Origin of the sequence: Streptomyces sp. NPDC050738 (assembly GCF_040654175.1) — a bacterium.
GTDB lineage: Bacteria > Actinomycetota > Actinomycetes > Streptomycetales > Streptomycetaceae > Streptomyces.
In genome coordinates this window covers 138,236-155,314 of sequence record NZ_JBFAHN010000010.1, presented here as the reverse complement: position 1 = coordinate 155,314, position 17,079 = coordinate 138,236, and the positions used below count along the sequence as shown (strand labels likewise).

Below are 17,079 nucleotides of genomic sequence, written 5' to 3'. Positions count from 1 at the left end.
GGGAATAGAGCATGGCGCTCAAGCAGACGCTGCGCATTGTGGGCAGTGTGGCGGCAGCGGGGGCGCTGCTCTTCTCCACGGCGACGGCCGCATCGGCGGATCAGACGCGGAACGATCAATGGCCACTTGGGGCTTTTGGCGCCAGCAAGATCTGGCAGATCGCCACCGGAAAAGGTGTCACGGTTGCTGTCATCGATTCCGGAGTCGATGCCACACACGCCGACCTCAAAGGTAACGTCCTTCCAGGCAAGGACTTCGTTGACGGTGATGCTGATGCATCGCCCGAAGGAATCGACCATGGCACCGCCATGGCCGGGATCATCGCGGGACATGGTCACGGGGCCAACGGTTCTGAAGGGGTCAAGGGCCTGGCGCCTGACGCCAAGATCCTCCCAATTCGGGATGAGGGGCAGGGGGACGCACCGTTCGCCGAGTCGATTCGATACGCGGTCGACCACGGTGCTTCGATCATTAACATCTCTCAAATCTCTTCACCTCCGACTAAGGCTGGAGAAGAGGCTGTCGCTTACGCAGTCAAGAAGAACGTCTTGGTTGTCGCAGGTACTGGAAATGATGGGACGGGCGGTGATCAGCCGCTCTACCCCGCCAGTTACCCCGGCGCTGTCGCGGTGGGTGCGGTCAAGGAGTCTGGACAGATCTGGGAGAAGTCCAACTACGGCCCCAAGACCCTGCTGACTGCGCCTGGGGACAAGATCGTTTCGACCAGCTCGGACTCCTCCCTCTATCGCAGGGCTAGCGGCACCTCCGACTCCACCGCCTACGTCTCCGCTGCCTGCGCTCTCCTCCGCGAGAAGTTCCCCGACCTCACCGCAGGCCAGATCGTGAACCGTCTGACCAAGACGGCCGGTCTCCCCGACGACCTCAAGGGCGCCAAGCTTCCTGACCAGAAGTACGGCTACGGCTACATTCAGCCCCTCGCCGCGCTCAAGCAGGACATCCCGGCCGGCTCCAAGAACGGCCCCCTGGCCGCACTGCCTGCCGCCGACTCCACTGGCAGTGGCGCCGGGACCGGCAAGGGCGACGCCGCCACGCCCTCGTCCAACTCCAGCAAGTCGGATGACAGTGGCAGCAGTTCCTCCACGATCATCGGCGCCGTCGTGGGCGCACTCGTCGTTCTCCTCGTTGCGGGCGGCATCGTCCTCCTCGTGGCTCGCAGCAAGAAGCGGGCCCGTCGAGACTCCGCCTCGAATCCTCCGCCCGGGTACGGGAGTTACCCCGCCCCGCAGCCGAATCAGCCGCCGCAGCGGTACGGCGACCCCGGTGCGTACCAGCAGCCCGCGCCGCCGAACCAGCCCCCGCCCGGCGGGGGCAACCCGTACCAGCAGTAGATCGGCGACGCGCAATTCGGATGACCTCTGCTCGCGACGTCCCGTCGAAGGCTTGGGATCCCAGGCCCCCAAGTCGCCCTTTCGTTTCTGGCTGCGCTACTGCACGCAGTGGGTGTGGGGTCCTCCCGTTTAGTTGCTCGCACCCCTTTCGATCATTCTGCTGACGGTGCTTGGAGTGGATCTGCAAGGGTCCGGACCGGGAAACCGTGCCGCGGGAATTCGGCTGGGTGCTTTGGCCTGGTGCGGCGCGGGATCTGCCCAAATGGTTGCGGCTTACGTGTCCCGGGCCGGCTGTCCAGAGTCAGGTCAGTCCATACAGGTTGACGGGGGATCAGGCCGGTACGGCTCTTTAAGCCGTGCCGCCGCCTCCGGCCTGTACCGCGCGACAAACCGTTGCGGGTCTGGCGAGGTCCTTGCTAGTGTCACGCAAATTATCGGTGGACCTGCCGGATTTCCCTCTTGTGCAACCGGGAGAAGCGGCGGTGTGCGCACGTCGGAAGTTGGCCGGGGTATTTCCTGTCGCCGCCGACAGAATTGCGTCAAGTACCACTAATTTTCGCCTCATACGGAATGTGTGAGGACACGGGGTGTATGGGGGATATGGCGTGTACGGGGGATTTGGCATGTCGGCGGGGACGGAAATCTCGGATCCCGTAGAGCTCAGCCGGGCAGGCGCAGGTGCGCGCGAAATGGCAGGTCAGACGCAGACCTCCGGTGCTCTTCCGGTGGACGGGACGCAGTCGGCATCCCGGGACTTCGGCAACGGTAACTGGGACGGTGCGCTGGGCGGGGCACTCGCCAACCTCGCGGAGACCTGGTCGTCGCAGGTCTCCGCGCTCATCGCCGACTGCAATCGCCTCGCCGGCCAGTGCGCCGAGTCCGGAAGGGCGTATCAGCGCACCGAGCTCGCGAACGTGCACACCATGGACTCCCTGGCCGACGACTTCGGCTGATCCAGGCCTGCGCCCACCGCCAAGCATTCACGACTCACGATTCCACGGGGGATTCGCCGAGCTCATGCCGACCTACGAGCAGCTCTACCACCTCAACCTCAGCAACCTCCAGGCGGCCGCGGAACACTGGGAGGAGGCGGCCGCCAAGTTCAAGGGGCTGCACACCGCGTACGGCGACCAGGTCGCCCGCCCCTTCCAACAGGCAGGCTGGACACAGCCGTTCCTGACCGTGGCCAAGGCCAGCGCTGATGTGTACGCAGCCCAGCAGCAGTTCGAGAGTGCCCACGCCGAGGCGCAGGGCATAGCCGGCGTGCTCACCTCGCTGCATGCCACGCTGAAGCAGGCCAAAGCCGATCTCCACCGCCTCGCCGACTTCGAGGCGAAGGTGAAGGATCTGCAGGTCAGTGCGGTCGGGATGGTCACTCCGCGCGTGGACATCTCGCAGGACACCGGGGCCCGTCACGACCCCGACGGCCAGGCCGCGATCCGCCAACAGCAGGAAGACTGCGAGGCGTTCGCCCAAAGTCTAGTGGTGGTGCTCCAGCGGGCCGCCGGCGCCGATGAGACCGCCAGTTGGGCTCTGCGGCGTGATCTCGGTGGCAGCCGGAGCGACTTCAACTCCCAGGTCGTCACCTCCCTTCCCGAAGCGGTGGCCACCCGCGCCGTCGAGTCGCTGATGGCGGGCGGCACCGCGAAGACGGAGAACGACGGATGGGTCGGCGAGGGCGAGGCCGAAGCGTCCGGTCCCGAGGCCGGTGCGTCGGCCAGTGGGCCCGACCTCGCGAACGGTTCGTTGGGCGAGGCCGAAGCGCATGCCACTCTCGGCGGCGCGAGCGCCGAGGGCAAGCTCACCAACGGCGCGATGGAACTCACCGGGGAGGCGGAAGCTTCCGTGGGTGCCCACGCCTCCGCGTCCGGCAGCTTCTCCCGTCAGGGCATTTCGGGCGAGGCTTCCGCCTTCGCGGGCGCCGAAGCCTCGGCCAAGGGGACCGCGGACTACGGTCCCATCGGGATGAACGCCGAGGCGGAGGCCAAGGCGGGCGCCGAGGCGAGCGCCAGTGTCGGGGCGGACAAGGACGGGTTGCACGCGGGCGCGGAGGCGTTCGCCGGCGCGAAAGCCTCGGCTTCAGGGGGTGCTGACATCGGCGGTGTCGGGGTAGGCGGGACTGCGGAGGGCTGGGCAGGCGCCGGGGTCGAGGCCGAGACGACGTTCGGGAAGGAAGCGGACGGCAAGTGGCACATCGGCGGGGAAGTCGGTGTCGCGGTCGGGCTCGGCGGCAAGCTGGGCTTCGAGACGACCGTCGACCCGGGGAAGATCGTCGACACCGCGGGCGATGCGGCCGATGCCGTCGGGGACGGGGCCAAATGGGTCGGTCACGGGATCAGCAAACTGTTCTGACATCCCCCGAAGGCACACCGTTGCAGTAAGGAAGGTCCGAAATGCCCACGACTCTGCCCGTACCGATCGAGTTCGAACTGCCGGACGGCTGGAGCCCCGCGCCGCCGGACGAAGTCGGTGCACCGGGTTCGGCGTTCGTCGCGCTGCATCCGCATCCGGACGCGGGATTCACCGCGAACATCACGATCGACGGCGAGTACCGCCCCGACGCGGCGACCCTGCCCGAGATCGGCATCGCGTCCGTGGAGCGGCTGCGCACGGCCGGTGCGGCGGTCGAGGTCGAAGGGCGCCAGGAGATCGGCTCCGCTGAGGCACCCGGGCTGACCCAGCAGCTGCGCATCGCTGCCGTCGTCGCCGGTGCGCGGCGCGACCTCCTGCAGTCCCAGGTGTACCTGTCCATGCTGGACGTCGCCGATCAGCGCAGGCGGGCGGTGATCCGGCTGGTCCTGACGGCCACCGCATCCCAACACCCCGCGGTCCTGGCCGACTTCCAGGACTTCGTACGCACGGTCCGCCCGGACGTCCGCGCGAGCTGACACCGCCCGGGTCTCCCTCCCGAATCCGGGCTCCTTGTACCTGTAATCCGACTCCTCATAGGTTGATCTCATGGGACTCTTCGACCGGCTGACCGGAACCAAGCACCCCGCCGACGGCGTCGCACCGCGCTCCGCGGCCGAGGTCTACGCGGCGCTGCTCGGCCTCAACCGCCCTGACGTCCCGTACGTCGTCAGGGACGGCCGAGCGGAGGGCGCCGACCTGGTGGCCGAGTGGCGCGTCATGGACCCGGCCTGGCACGCCTTCTTCGTCCGCACCCAGGTCAGCCGGGTCTTCCAGGTCCGTATGCGCCTGGTCCCGGAGAAGAACGAGGTCCGCACTCTCGACCAGGAGTACGAGGTGACGTGGTCCAGCGGCGTCCCCGTGCTCTCGCTCAGCGTCGAGGCCGAGCGCGGTCAGGTGCGTACGGTCTCCAAGCGCTGGACGATCGGCGGCGAGGACGGCGGCCCGGGGTTGACCGAGTCGTACAAGTTCGACAGCGCCGATCTGAAGCCCCCGCTGCAGGACATGGTCCTGGCAGGAGGCTGGACCTGGCGCGGAGTCGTCGCCGGCAAGCTGTGACCTTTCGTTTCCCTCTCCTCCCTCTCCCGGGTTTTCCTCGCTCCCCTTGAATGGAATCCAGAATGATCAAGTCTGCTCTGTCCGCACTGCCGCTGGGCCTCGCCGTTGCGGCCGCAGGCGCACTGCTCGTCGGCTGCTCGGGTTCCGTCCACGTAGGGAGCTCCGACCCGAAGCTGTCCAAGGACAAGCTGGCGGACACGGTCGCCACGAAGCTCGCCTCCACGACGGGTCAGGCGAAGCCGGACATCAGCTGCCCCGAGGACCTCGCCGGGAAGGTCGGGACGACCACCCGCTGCACGCTGACGGCATCCGACGGCAGCACCCTGGGCGTGACGGTCAAGGTCTCCTCCGTCGAAGGAAAGCAGATCAACTTCGACATCAAGGCCGACGCGACACCCACCCCGGCCAAGAACTGACAGAGGGGGCGCGTACTCAGCTTGTCTTCGGGACGTACTTATACCGGGTGGTCGGTGATCATCCGACGACTGGGCGAAGCGGGTGGAAGTCTGTGTCCAACGGTGGGGGTGAGGCGTTTCATTCAGCGGCGGGCACATCCGCCGCCGCTAGCGAAGGGGACTCCTGATGAAGTACACCAAGGTTGCCGCAGCTGTTGCCGGGACGGTTCTCGCCCTCGGTATGGCCAGCCCGGCCCTGGCCGACGACGGGAACCTGGTCACCTCCGACACCGTGGAGAAGGCCAAGGTCAAGAACCCCCTGGAGTCCCTGCGCATCAACGCCCTCGTCGGTGCGGTCACCAAGGTCACCGACAAGGTGAAGGCCACCAACGACACCGTTGCCCACAGCAAGGTCGGCGACAAGCACTGACGTTCAGCGCTCTTTGTGCAGCAGGCCCGCCGCGATTGTGCGGCGGGCCTGCTGCGTGTCAGCCCTCGTCCTCGGTGAGGACCGGGAAGCGGCGCGGGGCGATGAAGACGAGGGTCAGGAGTGCGAGGGCCGCGGCTGCCGCCGCGCCGATGTAGACGTGGTCGACCGCTGCCGCGACCGCTCTGCGGAGGTGGTCCGCCGCTGATGCGGTGAGTGCGGACGGGTCCTGGAGCGCGTGGGACACCGCGTCCAGGTCGCCCGCGCCGCCCAGCCGGGAGGCGAGCGTCGCGTTGGCGACCGCGCCGAAGAGGGCCGCGCCGATCGACTGGCCGACCTGGCGGCAGAAGAGGATCGAGGCGGTCGCCGTACCCCGCTCCGACCAGCCGACGGACGACTGCACACCGATGATCAGGGGGAGTTGGAAGAGGCCGAGGGCCGCTCCCAGCAGGAACATGATCAGGGCCGGCTGCCACGGCCGGCCGGGGTAGGGCAGCAGCGGGAAGGCCAGGAGGATCAGCATTCCCGCCGTGATGCCGATGATCGCCGTGTTGCGGAAGCCGATGCGGTTGTAGAAGCGGTTGGAGAGCGCCGCGCTGACCGGCCAGCTCAGGGTCATGACGGAGAGCACGAAGCCTGCGGCTGTCGGGCCCAGGCCGAGGACCGATTGCGCGTACGTCGGCAGGAAGACGGTCGGCGCGACCATGAGGAGACCGAGCGCGCCCAGCGCCAGGTTCACCGCGGAGATGGTGCGGCGGCGCCAGACCCAGCCGGGGATGATCGGCTCCGCTGCCCGGCGTTCGATCCGTACGGTGAGCGCCGCGAGTGCCGCGCTGCCCGCGAAGAGCGTGAGCGAGGGCGCCGAGAGCCAGGGCCAGGCGACGCCGCCCTGGACCAGGGCGGTGAGGAGAAGGGTTCCCGTCGCGAAGACCGCCAGGGCTCCCTGCCAGTCGATACGGGGGCGGGTCGCGGGCTGGTGGTGGCGTGCGGGCTCCGTGAGGTGGCGCGTGACCAGGAGCAGCGCGAGCAGGCCGATGGGGACATTGATGAGGAAGATCCAGCGCCAGTCCGTGTACGCCACGAGGAGGCCGCCGATCGCCGGGCCCGCGACGGAAGAGGCCGCCCAGACCGTGGACAACTTGGCCTGGATCCTGGGGCGTTCCTTGAGCGGGTAGAGATCGGCGGCGACCGTCTGGACGGTGCCCTGGATCGCGCCGCCGCCCAGGCCCTGGACGATGCGGAAGGCGATCAGCGCGGCCATGTTCCAGGCGGTGGCGCAGAGGACCGAGCCGAGGAGGAAGAGGACGATCCCGGTGATCAGGACGGGCTTGCGGCCGAAGGTGTCGGAGAGCTTGCCGTAGACGGGGAGCGTGACCGTGACGGCGAGGAGATAGCCGGAGAAGAGCCAAGAGAAGACCGAGAAGCCGCCGAGACTGCCGACGATCTGGGGGACGGCGGTGGAGATGATCGTGGAGTCGAGTGCGGCCAGGGCCATGGCGAGCATGAGGGCGGCCACGACTGCTCCGCGTTTGCCGCTGGGTGCGGGTCCTGCGGGGCCGGCCTGGGGATTCGGGGGCTCTGCCCCCGGACCCCCGCTCCTCAATCGCCGGAGGGGCTTGATTCTGGCTGGTGTGGATTTGGATTGTGCGGGTGCGGGTGCGGGTGCGGGGTCGTCCGTGGGGGCGATTGGGGACTCCGGTGCGGGAGTTGGGTCGCTCTCGGGTGCTGGCGCCAGGGTGGAGAAGGGGGTGGAGGGCGGCTCGGGGTGCTGGGTCGGTATGCCGCTCGTACCGTCGGCGTCTGTTCCTGCGGCCGGCGCGCCTCCGCTTTCCGTCGCGCCGGCATCAGCGCCGCTGCTGGTCCCCCCGCCGACGCTGCCGCCGGCACTTCCGCTTTCGTTCACCGAGATCCTTTCCCCTTGCACCTATCGCGACCGGGCCACCTTCTCACTTGACCCTCACGCTGCGGGAGGGTGGACGTTCCCCTGAGACGGGCGTCCACCCAGGGGCCCAGACCCCTAAGGGGATCTCCCTACTTAGGTCGAGGGGACATTCGTCCCGGCGGAGGACGTGAGGGCACGGGGGCGTTCTTTAAGTTGGTCCTACAGCAGACCGCAGGGGCCGGGGTGGGGAAAACCCCAGGGCAAGTGGGAGACGCGCACCAGTGCGGTCGGGCCCCTCGGATCGACAGACTTGAAACACGCAAGCGGCAGTGACTGGCGCTTCACCTACCGAGGAGACTTACCGTGACAACGGCTGTGACCATTCCCAGGCACGGGGGCACTGGAGAGCGTACGGCCGTTGCCGCGCGAGCGCGGCAGGTCGTGAAGGCGTACGGAACCGGGGAGACCCGGGTCGTGGCGCTCGACCATGTCGATGTCGATATCGCCCGCGGACAGTTCACCGCGATCATGGGCCCCTCGGGGTCGGGCAAGTCCACGCTGATGCACTGCCTGGCGGGGCTCGACACGGTGACGGAGGGTCAGATCTATCTGGACGAGACCGAGATCACCGGGCTGAAGGACAAGAAGCTCACCCAGCTGCGGCGGGACCGGATCGGGTTCATCTTCCAGGCCTTCAATCTCCTGCCGACGCTGAACGCGCTGGAGAACATCACGCTGCCGATGGACATCGCCGGGCGCAAGCCCGACGAGGCATGGCTGCGGCAGGTCGTGGAGACCGTCGGTCTGCACGACCGGCTGAAGCACCGGCCGACCGAGCTCTCGGGCGGTCAGCAGCAGCGCGTCGCCGTGGCGCGTGCGCTCGCCGCACAGCCCGAGATCATCTTCGGCGATGAGCCGACCGGAAACCTCGACTCCCGTGCGGGCGCCGAGGTGTTGGGGTTCCTGAGGCGGTCCGTGACCGACCTCGGACAGACCATTGTGATGGTCACGCACGACCCGGTCGCGGCGAGTTACGCGGACCGTGTCCTGTACCTCGCGGACGGGCGCATCGTGGACGAGATGCACTCGCCGACCGCGGACCAGGTTCTTGACCGTATGAAGGACTTCGACGCGCGCGGGCGGACGTCATGACCGTATGGAAGACCTCGATGCGCAACTTCTTCGCGCACAAGGGGCGGATGGCGCTCTCCGCCGTCGCGGTGCTGCTCTCGGTGGCATTCGTGTGCGGGACGCTCGTCTTCACCGACACCATGAACACCACCTTCGACAAGCTCTTCGCTGCGACCTCGTCCGATGTGACGGTCAGCCCGAAGGACGCGGACGACCAGGGCGGTCAGGGCGAGCAGAGCGGCAAGCCCGAATCGCTGCCCGCCTCCGTGGTGCAGCAGGTGAAGAAGGCCGCGGGCGTGAAGTCCGCCGAAGGCGGCGTCTCCAGCTCCAGCGTCACGGTCGTCGACACGCACAACAAGAACATGGGCTCCGACAACGGCGCCCCGACGATCGCCGGCAACTGGGGCACCAACGACGCCCGGACGATGGACATCACCTCCGGCCACGCCCCGCGCGGGCCCACCGAGGTGATGGTCGACGCCGACACCGCCAAGAAGCACCACCTCAAGCTGGGCGACGAGCTCCGTACGATCGCCGTCTCCGGCGACCTGCGGGCGCGGATCTCCGGCATCGCCACCTTCAAGGTGACCAACCCCGGTGCGGCCGTCGTGTACTTCGACACCGCCACCGCGCAGAAGGGTCTGCTCGGTGCGCCCGGTCTCTTCACCCACATCTCCGTCACCGCGCAGGACGGCATCAGCGACACCCAGCTGAAGCAGAACGTCGCCGGTGAGCTGCACAGCACGTACAAGCTGCAGACGCAGAAGGAGAGCGAGGCCGCCAACAAGTCGAACGTCGGCTTCCTCGACGTCATGAAGTACGCGATGCTCGGCTTCGCCGGGATCGCCTTCCTCGTCGGCATCTTCCTGATCATCAACACCTTCTCGATGCTGGTCGCCCAGCGGACGAGGGAGATCGGCCTGATGCGTGCCATCGGGTCGAGCCGCAAGCAGATCAACCGCTCCGTACTGGTGGAAGCGCTGCTCCTCGGGATCTTCGGTTCCGTGCTGGGTGTCGCCGCCGGTGTGGGGCTCGCGATCGGGCTGATGAAGCTCATGGGGTCCATCGGGATGGACCTGTCCACGGACGACCTGACGGTCAAGTGGACGACCCCCGCCATCGGTCTGCTGCTGGGGATCGTGGTGACCGTGGTCGCCGCGTACGTCCCTGCCCGCCGGGCCGGGAAGATCTCCCCGATGGCCGCCCTGCGCGACGCCGGCACCCCGGCGGACGGCAAGGCCGGCTGGATCCGGGCCTCGATCGGGCTGGTGCTCACCGGTGGGGGCGCTGCCGCTCTCTTCGCCGCAGCCCAAGCGGACAAGGCGAGCGAAGGTTCGCTGTTCCTGGCCGCGGGTGTGTTCTTCACGCTGATCGGCTTCGTGGTGATCGGCCCGCTGCTCGCGGGGGTTGTCGTACGGGCGATCAGCGCCCTGGTGCTGCGGATGTTCGGGCCCGTCGGGCGGATGGCCGAGCGCAACGCGCTGCGCAATCCGCGGCGTACGGGAGCGACCGGCTCCGCCCTGATGATCGGCCTCGCACTGGTCGCCTGTCTGTCGGTCGTCGGGTCCTCGATGGTCGCCTCGGCCACCGACGAGCTCGACCGCTCGGTCGGCGCGGACTTCATCATCCAGTCCAGCAACGGCCAGCCGGTCGTGCCGCAGGCCGAGAAGGCGCTGCGTGCGGCGCCGGGCATCGAGCACATCACCAGCTACAAGTACCCCGATGCCAAGATCACCTCGCCCGACGGCACCACCGAGGACCAGGGGATCTCCGCCACCGACCCCTCGTACATGCAGGACCTGCGGCGCGAGACCGTCTCCGGTGACCTCAAGGCGGCGTACGGCACGAACGCGATGTCGGTCGGCGACACCTACGCCGACAAGCACCACGTCAAGGTCGGCGACACCCTGTCCGTGGCCTTCAAGGGCGGCCAGACGGCGAAGCTGAAGATCGCGGCCATCACCTCGGACGACTCGAACGTCGACAAGGAGGCGATGTACACCAGCATCACGACGCTCTCGCAGTACATGTCGGCCGACAAGATGCCGAAGAACATGATCATGTTCGGCAAGGCCAAGGACGGGCAGGAGGACGCCGCCTACGCCGCGCTGAAGAAGTCGCTGGACGGGTACCCGCAGTACAAGGTGCAGAACCAGACCGACTTCAAGCAGGAGCTGAAGGACCAGATCGGGCAGCTGCTCAACATCGTCTACGGGCTGCTCGCACTGGCGATCATCGTGGCCGTGCTCGGGGTCGTGAACACCCTCGCACTGTCGGTCGTCGAGCGGACCCGGGAGATCGGCCTGATGCGGGCGATCGGGATGTCGCGGCGCCAGCTGCGCCGGATGATCCGCCTCGAATCGGTGGTCATCGCGCTCTTCGGTGCCCTGCTCGGGCTCGGGCTCGGGATGGGCTGGGGCACCACAGCCCAGAAGCTGCTCGCGCTGGAGGGGCTGAAGGTCCTGGAGATCCCGTGGCCCACGATCATCACGGTCTTCGTGGGATCGGCCTTCGTGGGACTCTTCGCGGCCCTGGTCCCGGCCTTCCGGGCCGGTCGGATGAATGTGCTGAACGCGATCGCCACGGACTAGCCGACCAGCAGGCGATACGCACCTGGACCGGCCCCGGCAAGCATCGGAAGATGCCCGCCGGGGCCGGCTCCGTTGTGGCGGCCGGGCGGCGGCTGTCAGTGGTGCGTCGTACGCTGGAGTCACCCCCGGCCCGTGCGACGTGTCGGGCCCTTCGCGTTGCCCACCCCACCCGGGACGGAACTTCTTCATGAGCCTGCACGGTCTGCTCGACGCCACCACCAGGGACCCCGCGCTCGCCGAAGCGGTGAAGGCGGCCACCGACGGGCACCGGATGCACGTCGACCTGGTGGGGCCGCCCGCCGCCCGCCCCTTCGCCGTGGCCGCGCTGGCCCGCGAGACCGGGCGGACCGTGCTAGCCGTGACCGCGACCGGGCGCGAGGCCGAGGACCTGGCGGCGGCCCTGCGCTCCCTGCTGCCCGAGGACAGCGTCGCGGAGTATCCGTCGTGGGAGACGCTCCCGCACGAGCGGCTGTCGCCGCGCAGCGACACCGTCGGGCGGCGCATCGCGATCCTGCGCCGGCTCGCGCACCCGAGCCAGGACGACCCCACGGCCGGCCCGGTGAGCGTGGTCGTCGCTCCGGTGCGCTCCGTGCTGCAGCCGCAGGTCAAGGGGCTCGGCGACCTGGAGCCCGTGGCGCTGCGCTCCGGGCGGAGCGCCGACCTGGGCGAGATCACGGAGGCGCTCGCGGCCGCCGCGTACGCACGGGTCGAACTGGTCGAGAAGCGCGGCGAGTTCGCCGTACGAGGCGGGATCCTCGATGTCTTCCCGCCCACCGAGGAGCACCCGCTGCGCGTGGAGTTCTGGGGCGACGAGGTCGAGGAGATCCGTTACTTCAAGGTCGCCGACCAGCGTTCCCTGGAGGTCGCCGAGCACGGTCTGTGGGCGCCGCCCTGCCGCGAGCTGCTGCTGACCGACCAGGTGCGCGAGCGGGCCGCCGCACTCGCCGAGGCCCACCCCGAGCTGGGCGAGCTCCTCGGGAAGATCGCCGAGGGGATCGCGGTCGAGGGCATGGAGTCGCTGGCTCCGGTGCTCGTCGACGACATGGAGCTGCTGATCGACGTGCTCCCGGCCGGCGCGATGGCCGTCGTATGCGACCCGGAGCGGGTCAGGACGCGTGCCACGGACCTGGTGGCGACCTCGCAGGAGTTCCTGCAGGCGTCCTGGGCGGCGAGCGCGGGCGGTGGCGAGGCGCCGATCGACGTGGGCGCGGCCTCGCTGCGGTCGATCGCGGACGTACGGGACCGGGCGCGCGAGCTGGGGCTGATGTGGTGGTCCGTATCGCCGTTCGCGGCCGATGACGCGGACCTCGACGACGACACCCTGAAGCTGGGGATGCACGCCCCTGAGACGTACCGCGGGGACACCGCGCGGGCGCTCGCCGACACCAAGGGGTGGCTGGCCGACGGCTGGCGGGTCGTGTACGTCACCGAAGGGCACGGGCCCGCCGCCCGTACCGTCGAAGTGCTGGGCGGGGAGGGGATCGCCGCCCGACTCGACGCCGAACTGGGGGAGTTGACGCCCTCGGTCGTCCATGTGTCGTGCGGGGCCATCGACTTCGGGTTCATCGAGCCCGAGCTGAAGCTCGCCGTACTGACCGAGACCGATCTCACCGGCCAGCGCACCGCCACCAAGGACCTGGGCCGGATGCCCACGCGCCGGCGCAAGACGATCGACCCGCTGACGCTGGAGGCCGGGGACTACATCGTCCACGAAGCCCACGGCGTCGGCCGCTACGTCGAGATGGTCCAGCGCACCGTGCAGGACGCGACTCGCGAGTACCTCCTCGTCGAGTACGCGCCTGCCAAGCGCGGCCAGCCCGGCGACCGCCTCTACATCCCGACGGACCAGCTGGAGCAGGTCACCAAGTACGTGGGTGGTGAGGCCCCTACGCTGCACCGGCTCGGCGGCGCCGACTGGACCAAGACCAAGGCGCGCGCCAAGAAGGCCGTCAAGGAGATCGCCGGCGACCTGATCAAGCTCTACTCGGCGCGCATGGCAGCCCCCGGGCACGCCTTCGGCCCCGACACCCCCTGGCAGCGGGAGCTGGAGGACGCCTTCCCGTACGCCGAGACGCCCGACCAGCTCTCCACGATCGCCGAGGTCAAGGAGGACATGGAGAAGACGGTGCCGATGGACCGCCTGGTCTGCGGCGACGTCGGGTACGGCAAGACGGAGATCGCGGTGCGGGCCGCCTTCAAGGCCGTACAGGACGGGAAGCAGGTCGCGGTGCTGGTGCCGACGACGCTGCTCGTGCAGCAGCACTTCGGTACCTTCACCGAGCGGTACGCCCAATTCCCCGTCGTGGTGCGGGCGTTGAGCCGCTTCCAGAGCGACAGCGAGGCGAAGGCCGTCCTGGAGGGGCTGAAGGACGGGTCCATCGACCTCGTCATCGGCACGCACCGGCTCTTCTCCTCCGAGACCAAGTTCAAGGACCTCGGGCTGGTCATCGTCGACGAGGAGCAGCGCTTCGGCGTCGAGCACAAGGAGCAGCTGAAGAAGCTCCGCGCCAATGTGGACGTCCTGACGATGTCCGCGACCCCGATCCCCAGGACCCTGGAGATGGCGGTCACCGGCATCCGCGAGATGTCGACGATCACCACCCCGCCGGAGGAGCGCCACCCGGTGCTGACCTTCGTCGGTCCGTACGAGGAGAAGCAGATCGGCGCCGCCATCCGCCGTGAACTGCTGCGCGAGGGCCAGGTCTTCTACATCCACAACCGCGTCGAGTCGATCGACCGGGCCGCGGCCCGGCTGCGCGAGATCGTGCCGGAGGCGCGCATCCAGACCGCGCACGGGCAGATGGGCGAGACGGCGCTTGAGCAGGTCGTCGTCGACTTCTGGGAGAAGAAGTTCGACGTGCTGGTCTCGACGACGATCGTCGAGTCGGGCATCGACATCTCCAATGCCAACACCCTGATCGTCGAGCGCGGCGACAACTTCGGGCTGTCGCAGCTGCACCAGCTGCGCGGGCGCGTGGGGCGTGGGCGCGAGCGCGGGTATTCGTACTTCCTCTATCCGCCGGAGAAGCCGCTGACCGAGACCGCGCACGAGCGGCTCGCGACGATCGCCCAGCACACCGAGATGGGCGCGGGCATGTACGTGGCGATGAAGGACCTGGAGATCCGCGGAGCGGGAAACCTGCTGGGCGGCGAGCAGTCCGGGCACATCGCGGGCGTCGGCTTCGACCTGTACATCCGCATGGTGGGCGAGGCCGTGGCCGACTACCGCTCGGCCGTCGACGGGGGAGAGGAAGAGGAGACCTTCCTCGAGGTCAAGATCGAGCTGCCGGTCGACGCGCACGTCCCGCACGACTACGCACCGGGTGAGCGTCTGCGTCTGCAGGCCTACCGGTCGATCGCCTCGGCCAACACCGAGGACGACATCAAGGCCGTACGCGAAGAGCTCACCGACCGGTACGGCAAGCTGCCCGAGCCGGTCGAGAACCTCCTGCTGGTGGCGGGGCTGCGGATGCTGGCGCGGGCCTGCGGGGTCGGCGAGATCGTGCTCCAGGGCCCCAACATCCGCTTCGCACCGGTGGAGTTGAGGGAGTCGCAGGAGCTGCGGCTCAAGCGGCTGTATCCGCGCACCATCATCAAGCCGGCCGCCCATCAGATCCTGGTGCCGCGCCCGACGGCCGGGAAGATCGGCGGGAAGCCGGTCGTGGGGCGTGAACTGCTGGCATGGACAGGGGAGTTCCTGACGACGATCCTGGGGTCGTGACAGCGAGAACGGGCAATTCCGGGGGGCCGAAGGCGATCGTCCTGCGCATCGTCTTCGCGCTGCTCGCGCTCGGCAGCATCGGGTTCCTGGCGTGGACGGCGATGCTGCGGCTGGCGATCGTGGGCCGGAGGCGGCGCGACTGGGCCCTGTTCTGGGCGCAGTCGGCGCTGACCCTGGTGTGCGTGGGGATGCTGGAGTCGCGCTTCGCCGACACCTGGATCGCCAACACCGGGATGATCGTCCTGATGGTGCAGGGAGTGGCGGTCTTCGCGTACTTCCTGATCACCGACACCCGACTGCACCGCAGCTCTGCGCAGGTGCACGCGCCGGGGCTGTACGTCCCGCCCCCGGCGGCCCCGGCACCACCGGCGCACACCGGGCAGAGCATCGAGCACCGGCGCGCCGAGCTGGATGAGCTGGCGCAGTACCTCCGGGAGGGTGGCAGGGGCCGCTGACCCGCATAGGGTGTCGGACATGCGCCGATTCGGGATACGTACCGCAGTTGTCTTCTGCACCGTCAGTTCGGTTGCTCTCATAGCGGGGTGCGATGCCACGACCGTGGGCGGGACCACCGCCGGTGGCGCGCAGGGCACGGGCGCCCCGGCAGGAACGTACGGCGCCAGCCCGCTCGACAATCCCGACGGTACGAAGCCGGGCCTGGCCCCGCTGACCTCGGCCACCGACCAGGCGGCGGCCCGCAAGGTCATCGAGAAGGTGGCGACCAAGGGGCGCGGTCCCAAGACCGGTTACGAGCGCGACAAGTTCGGCAGCGCCTGGCTGGACACCGCGGACGGGGTGCCGCTGTCCCGCAACGGGTGCGACACCAGGAACGATCTGCTGAAGCGGGACGGCAAGGACCTGACGTACCGGGGGAGCGGGTCGAAGAAATGCGTCGTCATGTCGATGACGCTGAACGATCCGTACACCGGCAGGACGATCGCCTGGAAGAAGGCGACGGCGACGGCCGTTCAGATCGACCATGTGATGCCGCTGTCGTACGACTGGCAGATGGGCGCCGCCCGGTGGGACACCGCCAAGCGCAAGCAGATCGCGAACGATCCGCTCAATCTGATCCCGGTGGACGGGCCTTCGAACGGTTCCAAGAGCGACTCGGGTCCGGCGTCCTGGCTGCCGCCGTACAAGCCGATCCGCTGCTCCTACGTGGTGCGCTTCGCGCAGGTGTCGCTGAAGTACGGGCTGCCGGTGACGGTGCCGGACAAGAAGATGATGCTCGCCCAGTGCGGGGGCTGATCCCCTCAGCCCCCGCACTTTTCCCAGGCCCCCGTGGTTCATGTGGCGCCGAGCCCCCGGCTTGCAAGCCCCCCGGCTTGCAAGCCGCCGGCATCCAAGCCCCCCTCGGGCCGCGTCAGTTGCCGAGGTCCACGATGTCCTTCTTGGCCGGGGCCTTGGCGCCGACCGGCTTGTTGAAGCCTGAGAAGGCCAGTGTGGTCGGCTGGTCGCCGCCGGCGACGTTCAGCTTCAGGAGGTAGGGCGTGCCTTCGGTGGCGACGTGCATCGTGTACGTCTCCTTGCCGTCCTTCTCCGTGAGTGTGGCCGCCTTCTGCCCGTCGACGGTGGTGTCCTCGCCCTTGTCCGCGGCCGTGTCGGTGGGGTCGAAGGTGCCCAGGAGCTCGTCGATGTCGCACATGGCGGCCAGGTCCTTGATGTCCGCGTCGGAGGTCGTCGACTTCACCCAGTGGCCGACGAGCATCTTCACCGCGGCATCGGTGTCCTTCTTCGGCTCACCCTTGCTCTGGGCGCGCAGCAGCTTCTCGTCGTAGCTCATGTAGACCGTCCTGCCGGTCTTGATGAGTCCCATCGAGCCCTGGCCGTCGAGGGCGATGGTGCCCTTGCAGTCGCCCTTGTGGTCGATGGCCAGGTCGACGGTGATGTCGCCTTCCTTGGGGTCGCTGACATTGCCCTTCACGGTGAAGGAGGTGGCGGCCCGGTTTGCCTTGATCGACTGGGTGGCGAGGTGGCCACCGTCGCCCTCTTCCGCGAAGGGATTGCAGGCGGTCAGGGCGGCTGCGGCGGTGAGGCAGAGGGCGGTGGTGGCGAGGGTGCGGCGCATGGTGGATTTCCCCCCAAGGGAAAGGTGAGTCGGCTGTGGGCTAT

14 protein-coding genes are annotated in these 17,079 nt (G+C 68.5%); 12 read left to right on the top strand and 2 right to left on the bottom strand.

All coding sequences use genetic code 11. The annotated features are described in order from the left end of the window. Nucleotides 1-11: 11 nt before the first annotated feature. The 7 genes from mycP (at nucleotide 12) to AB0H78_RS25025 (ending at nucleotide 5,642) form a co-directional block, all read left to right on the top strand. Entirely contained in the window at nucleotides 12-1,349 is a 1,338-nt protein-coding gene (mycP, locus tag AB0H78_RS25055) for a type VII secretion-associated serine protease mycosin (protein WP_363236796.1), read from the top strand. A gap of 689 nt (nucleotides 1,350-2,038) precedes the next feature. Continuing rightward, on the top strand, nucleotides 2,039-2,302 hold the full coding sequence (locus tag AB0H78_RS25050; protein WP_363236795.1) for a hypothetical protein: 264 nt from the start codon (nucleotides 2,039-2,041) through the stop codon (nucleotides 2,300-2,302). 64 nt (nucleotides 2,303-2,366) lie between these two features. Beyond that, on the top strand, nucleotides 2,367-3,701 hold the full coding sequence (locus AB0H78_RS25045) for a hypothetical protein (RefSeq protein ID WP_363236794.1): 1,335 nt from the start codon (nucleotides 2,367-2,369) through the stop codon (nucleotides 3,699-3,701). A gap of 41 nt (nucleotides 3,702-3,742) precedes the next feature. After that, the gene (locus tag AB0H78_RS25040; RefSeq protein WP_363236793.1) at nucleotides 3,743-4,237 is read left to right on the top strand and encodes a hypothetical protein; all 495 of its coding nucleotides are present in this window, start codon (nucleotides 3,743-3,745) and stop codon (nucleotides 4,235-4,237) included. A gap of 70 nt (nucleotides 4,238-4,307) precedes the next feature. Continuing rightward, a complete protein-coding gene (locus tag AB0H78_RS25035) occupies nucleotides 4,308-4,817 on the top strand; it encodes a hypothetical protein (RefSeq protein WP_363236792.1) in 510 nt (169 codons plus the stop codon). Nucleotides 4,818-4,879: 62 nt separating this feature from the next. After that, a complete protein-coding gene (locus AB0H78_RS25030) occupies nucleotides 4,880-5,233 on the top strand; it encodes a DUF4333 domain-containing protein (RefSeq protein ID WP_363236791.1) in 354 nt (117 codons plus the stop codon). A gap of 166 nt (nucleotides 5,234-5,399) precedes the next feature. After that, nucleotides 5,400-5,642, top strand: coding sequence for a hypothetical protein (locus AB0H78_RS25025; protein WP_363236790.1), 243 nt, complete (start codon nucleotides 5,400-5,402; stop codon nucleotides 5,640-5,642). A 58-nt stretch (nucleotides 5,643-5,700) separates the two neighbouring features. On the opposite strand, the gene AB0H78_RS25020 is transcribed toward AB0H78_RS25025, so the two are convergent. Then, nucleotides 5,701-7,143, bottom strand: a complete 1,443-nt coding sequence (locus AB0H78_RS25020; RefSeq protein ID WP_363236920.1) for an MDR family MFS transporter — start codon at nucleotides 7,141-7,143, stop codon at nucleotides 5,701-5,703. A 741-nt stretch (nucleotides 7,144-7,884) separates the two neighbouring features. Between AB0H78_RS25020 and AB0H78_RS25015 the strand changes: the two genes are divergently transcribed. The 5 genes from AB0H78_RS25015 (at nucleotide 7,885) to AB0H78_RS24995 (ending at nucleotide 16,215) form a co-directional block, all read left to right on the top strand. Continuing rightward, the gene (locus tag AB0H78_RS25015; RefSeq protein ID WP_363236789.1) at nucleotides 7,885-8,673 is read left to right on the top strand and encodes an ABC transporter ATP-binding protein; all 789 of its coding nucleotides are present in this window, start codon (nucleotides 7,885-7,887) and stop codon (nucleotides 8,671-8,673) included. Next, nucleotides 8,670-11,243 carry an FtsX-like permease family protein gene (locus AB0H78_RS25010; protein WP_363236788.1) on the top strand — a complete coding sequence of 858 codons (2,574 nt, stop codon included), beginning with the start codon at nucleotides 8,670-8,672 and terminating at the stop codon, nucleotides 11,241-11,243. Before AB0H78_RS25015 ends, AB0H78_RS25010 begins: the two co-directional genes overlap by 4 nt. A gap of 187 nt (nucleotides 11,244-11,430) precedes the next feature. Beyond that, nucleotides 11,431-14,964: a transcription-repair coupling factor gene (gene mfd / locus AB0H78_RS25005; RefSeq protein ID WP_363236787.1), complete on the top strand. Its 3,534-nt coding sequence runs from the start codon at nucleotides 11,431-11,433 to the stop codon at nucleotides 14,962-14,964. Next, nucleotides 14,961-15,419, top strand: a complete 459-nt coding sequence (locus tag AB0H78_RS25000) for a hypothetical protein (protein ID WP_363236786.1) — start codon at nucleotides 14,961-14,963, stop codon at nucleotides 15,417-15,419. Before mfd ends, AB0H78_RS25000 begins: the two co-directional genes overlap by 4 nt. Nucleotides 15,420-15,438: 19 nt before the next feature. Then, entirely contained in the window at nucleotides 15,439-16,215 is a 777-nt protein-coding gene (locus tag AB0H78_RS24995) for an HNH endonuclease family protein (RefSeq protein ID WP_363236785.1), read from the top strand. 115 nt (nucleotides 16,216-16,330) lie between these two features. On the opposite strand, the gene AB0H78_RS24990 is transcribed toward AB0H78_RS24995, so the two are convergent. Continuing rightward, complete coding sequence (locus AB0H78_RS24990) at nucleotides 16,331-17,035, bottom strand: hypothetical protein (RefSeq protein ID WP_363236784.1); 705 nt, start codon at nucleotides 17,033-17,035, stop codon at nucleotides 16,331-16,333. Nucleotides 17,036-17,079: the final 44 nt, after the last annotated feature.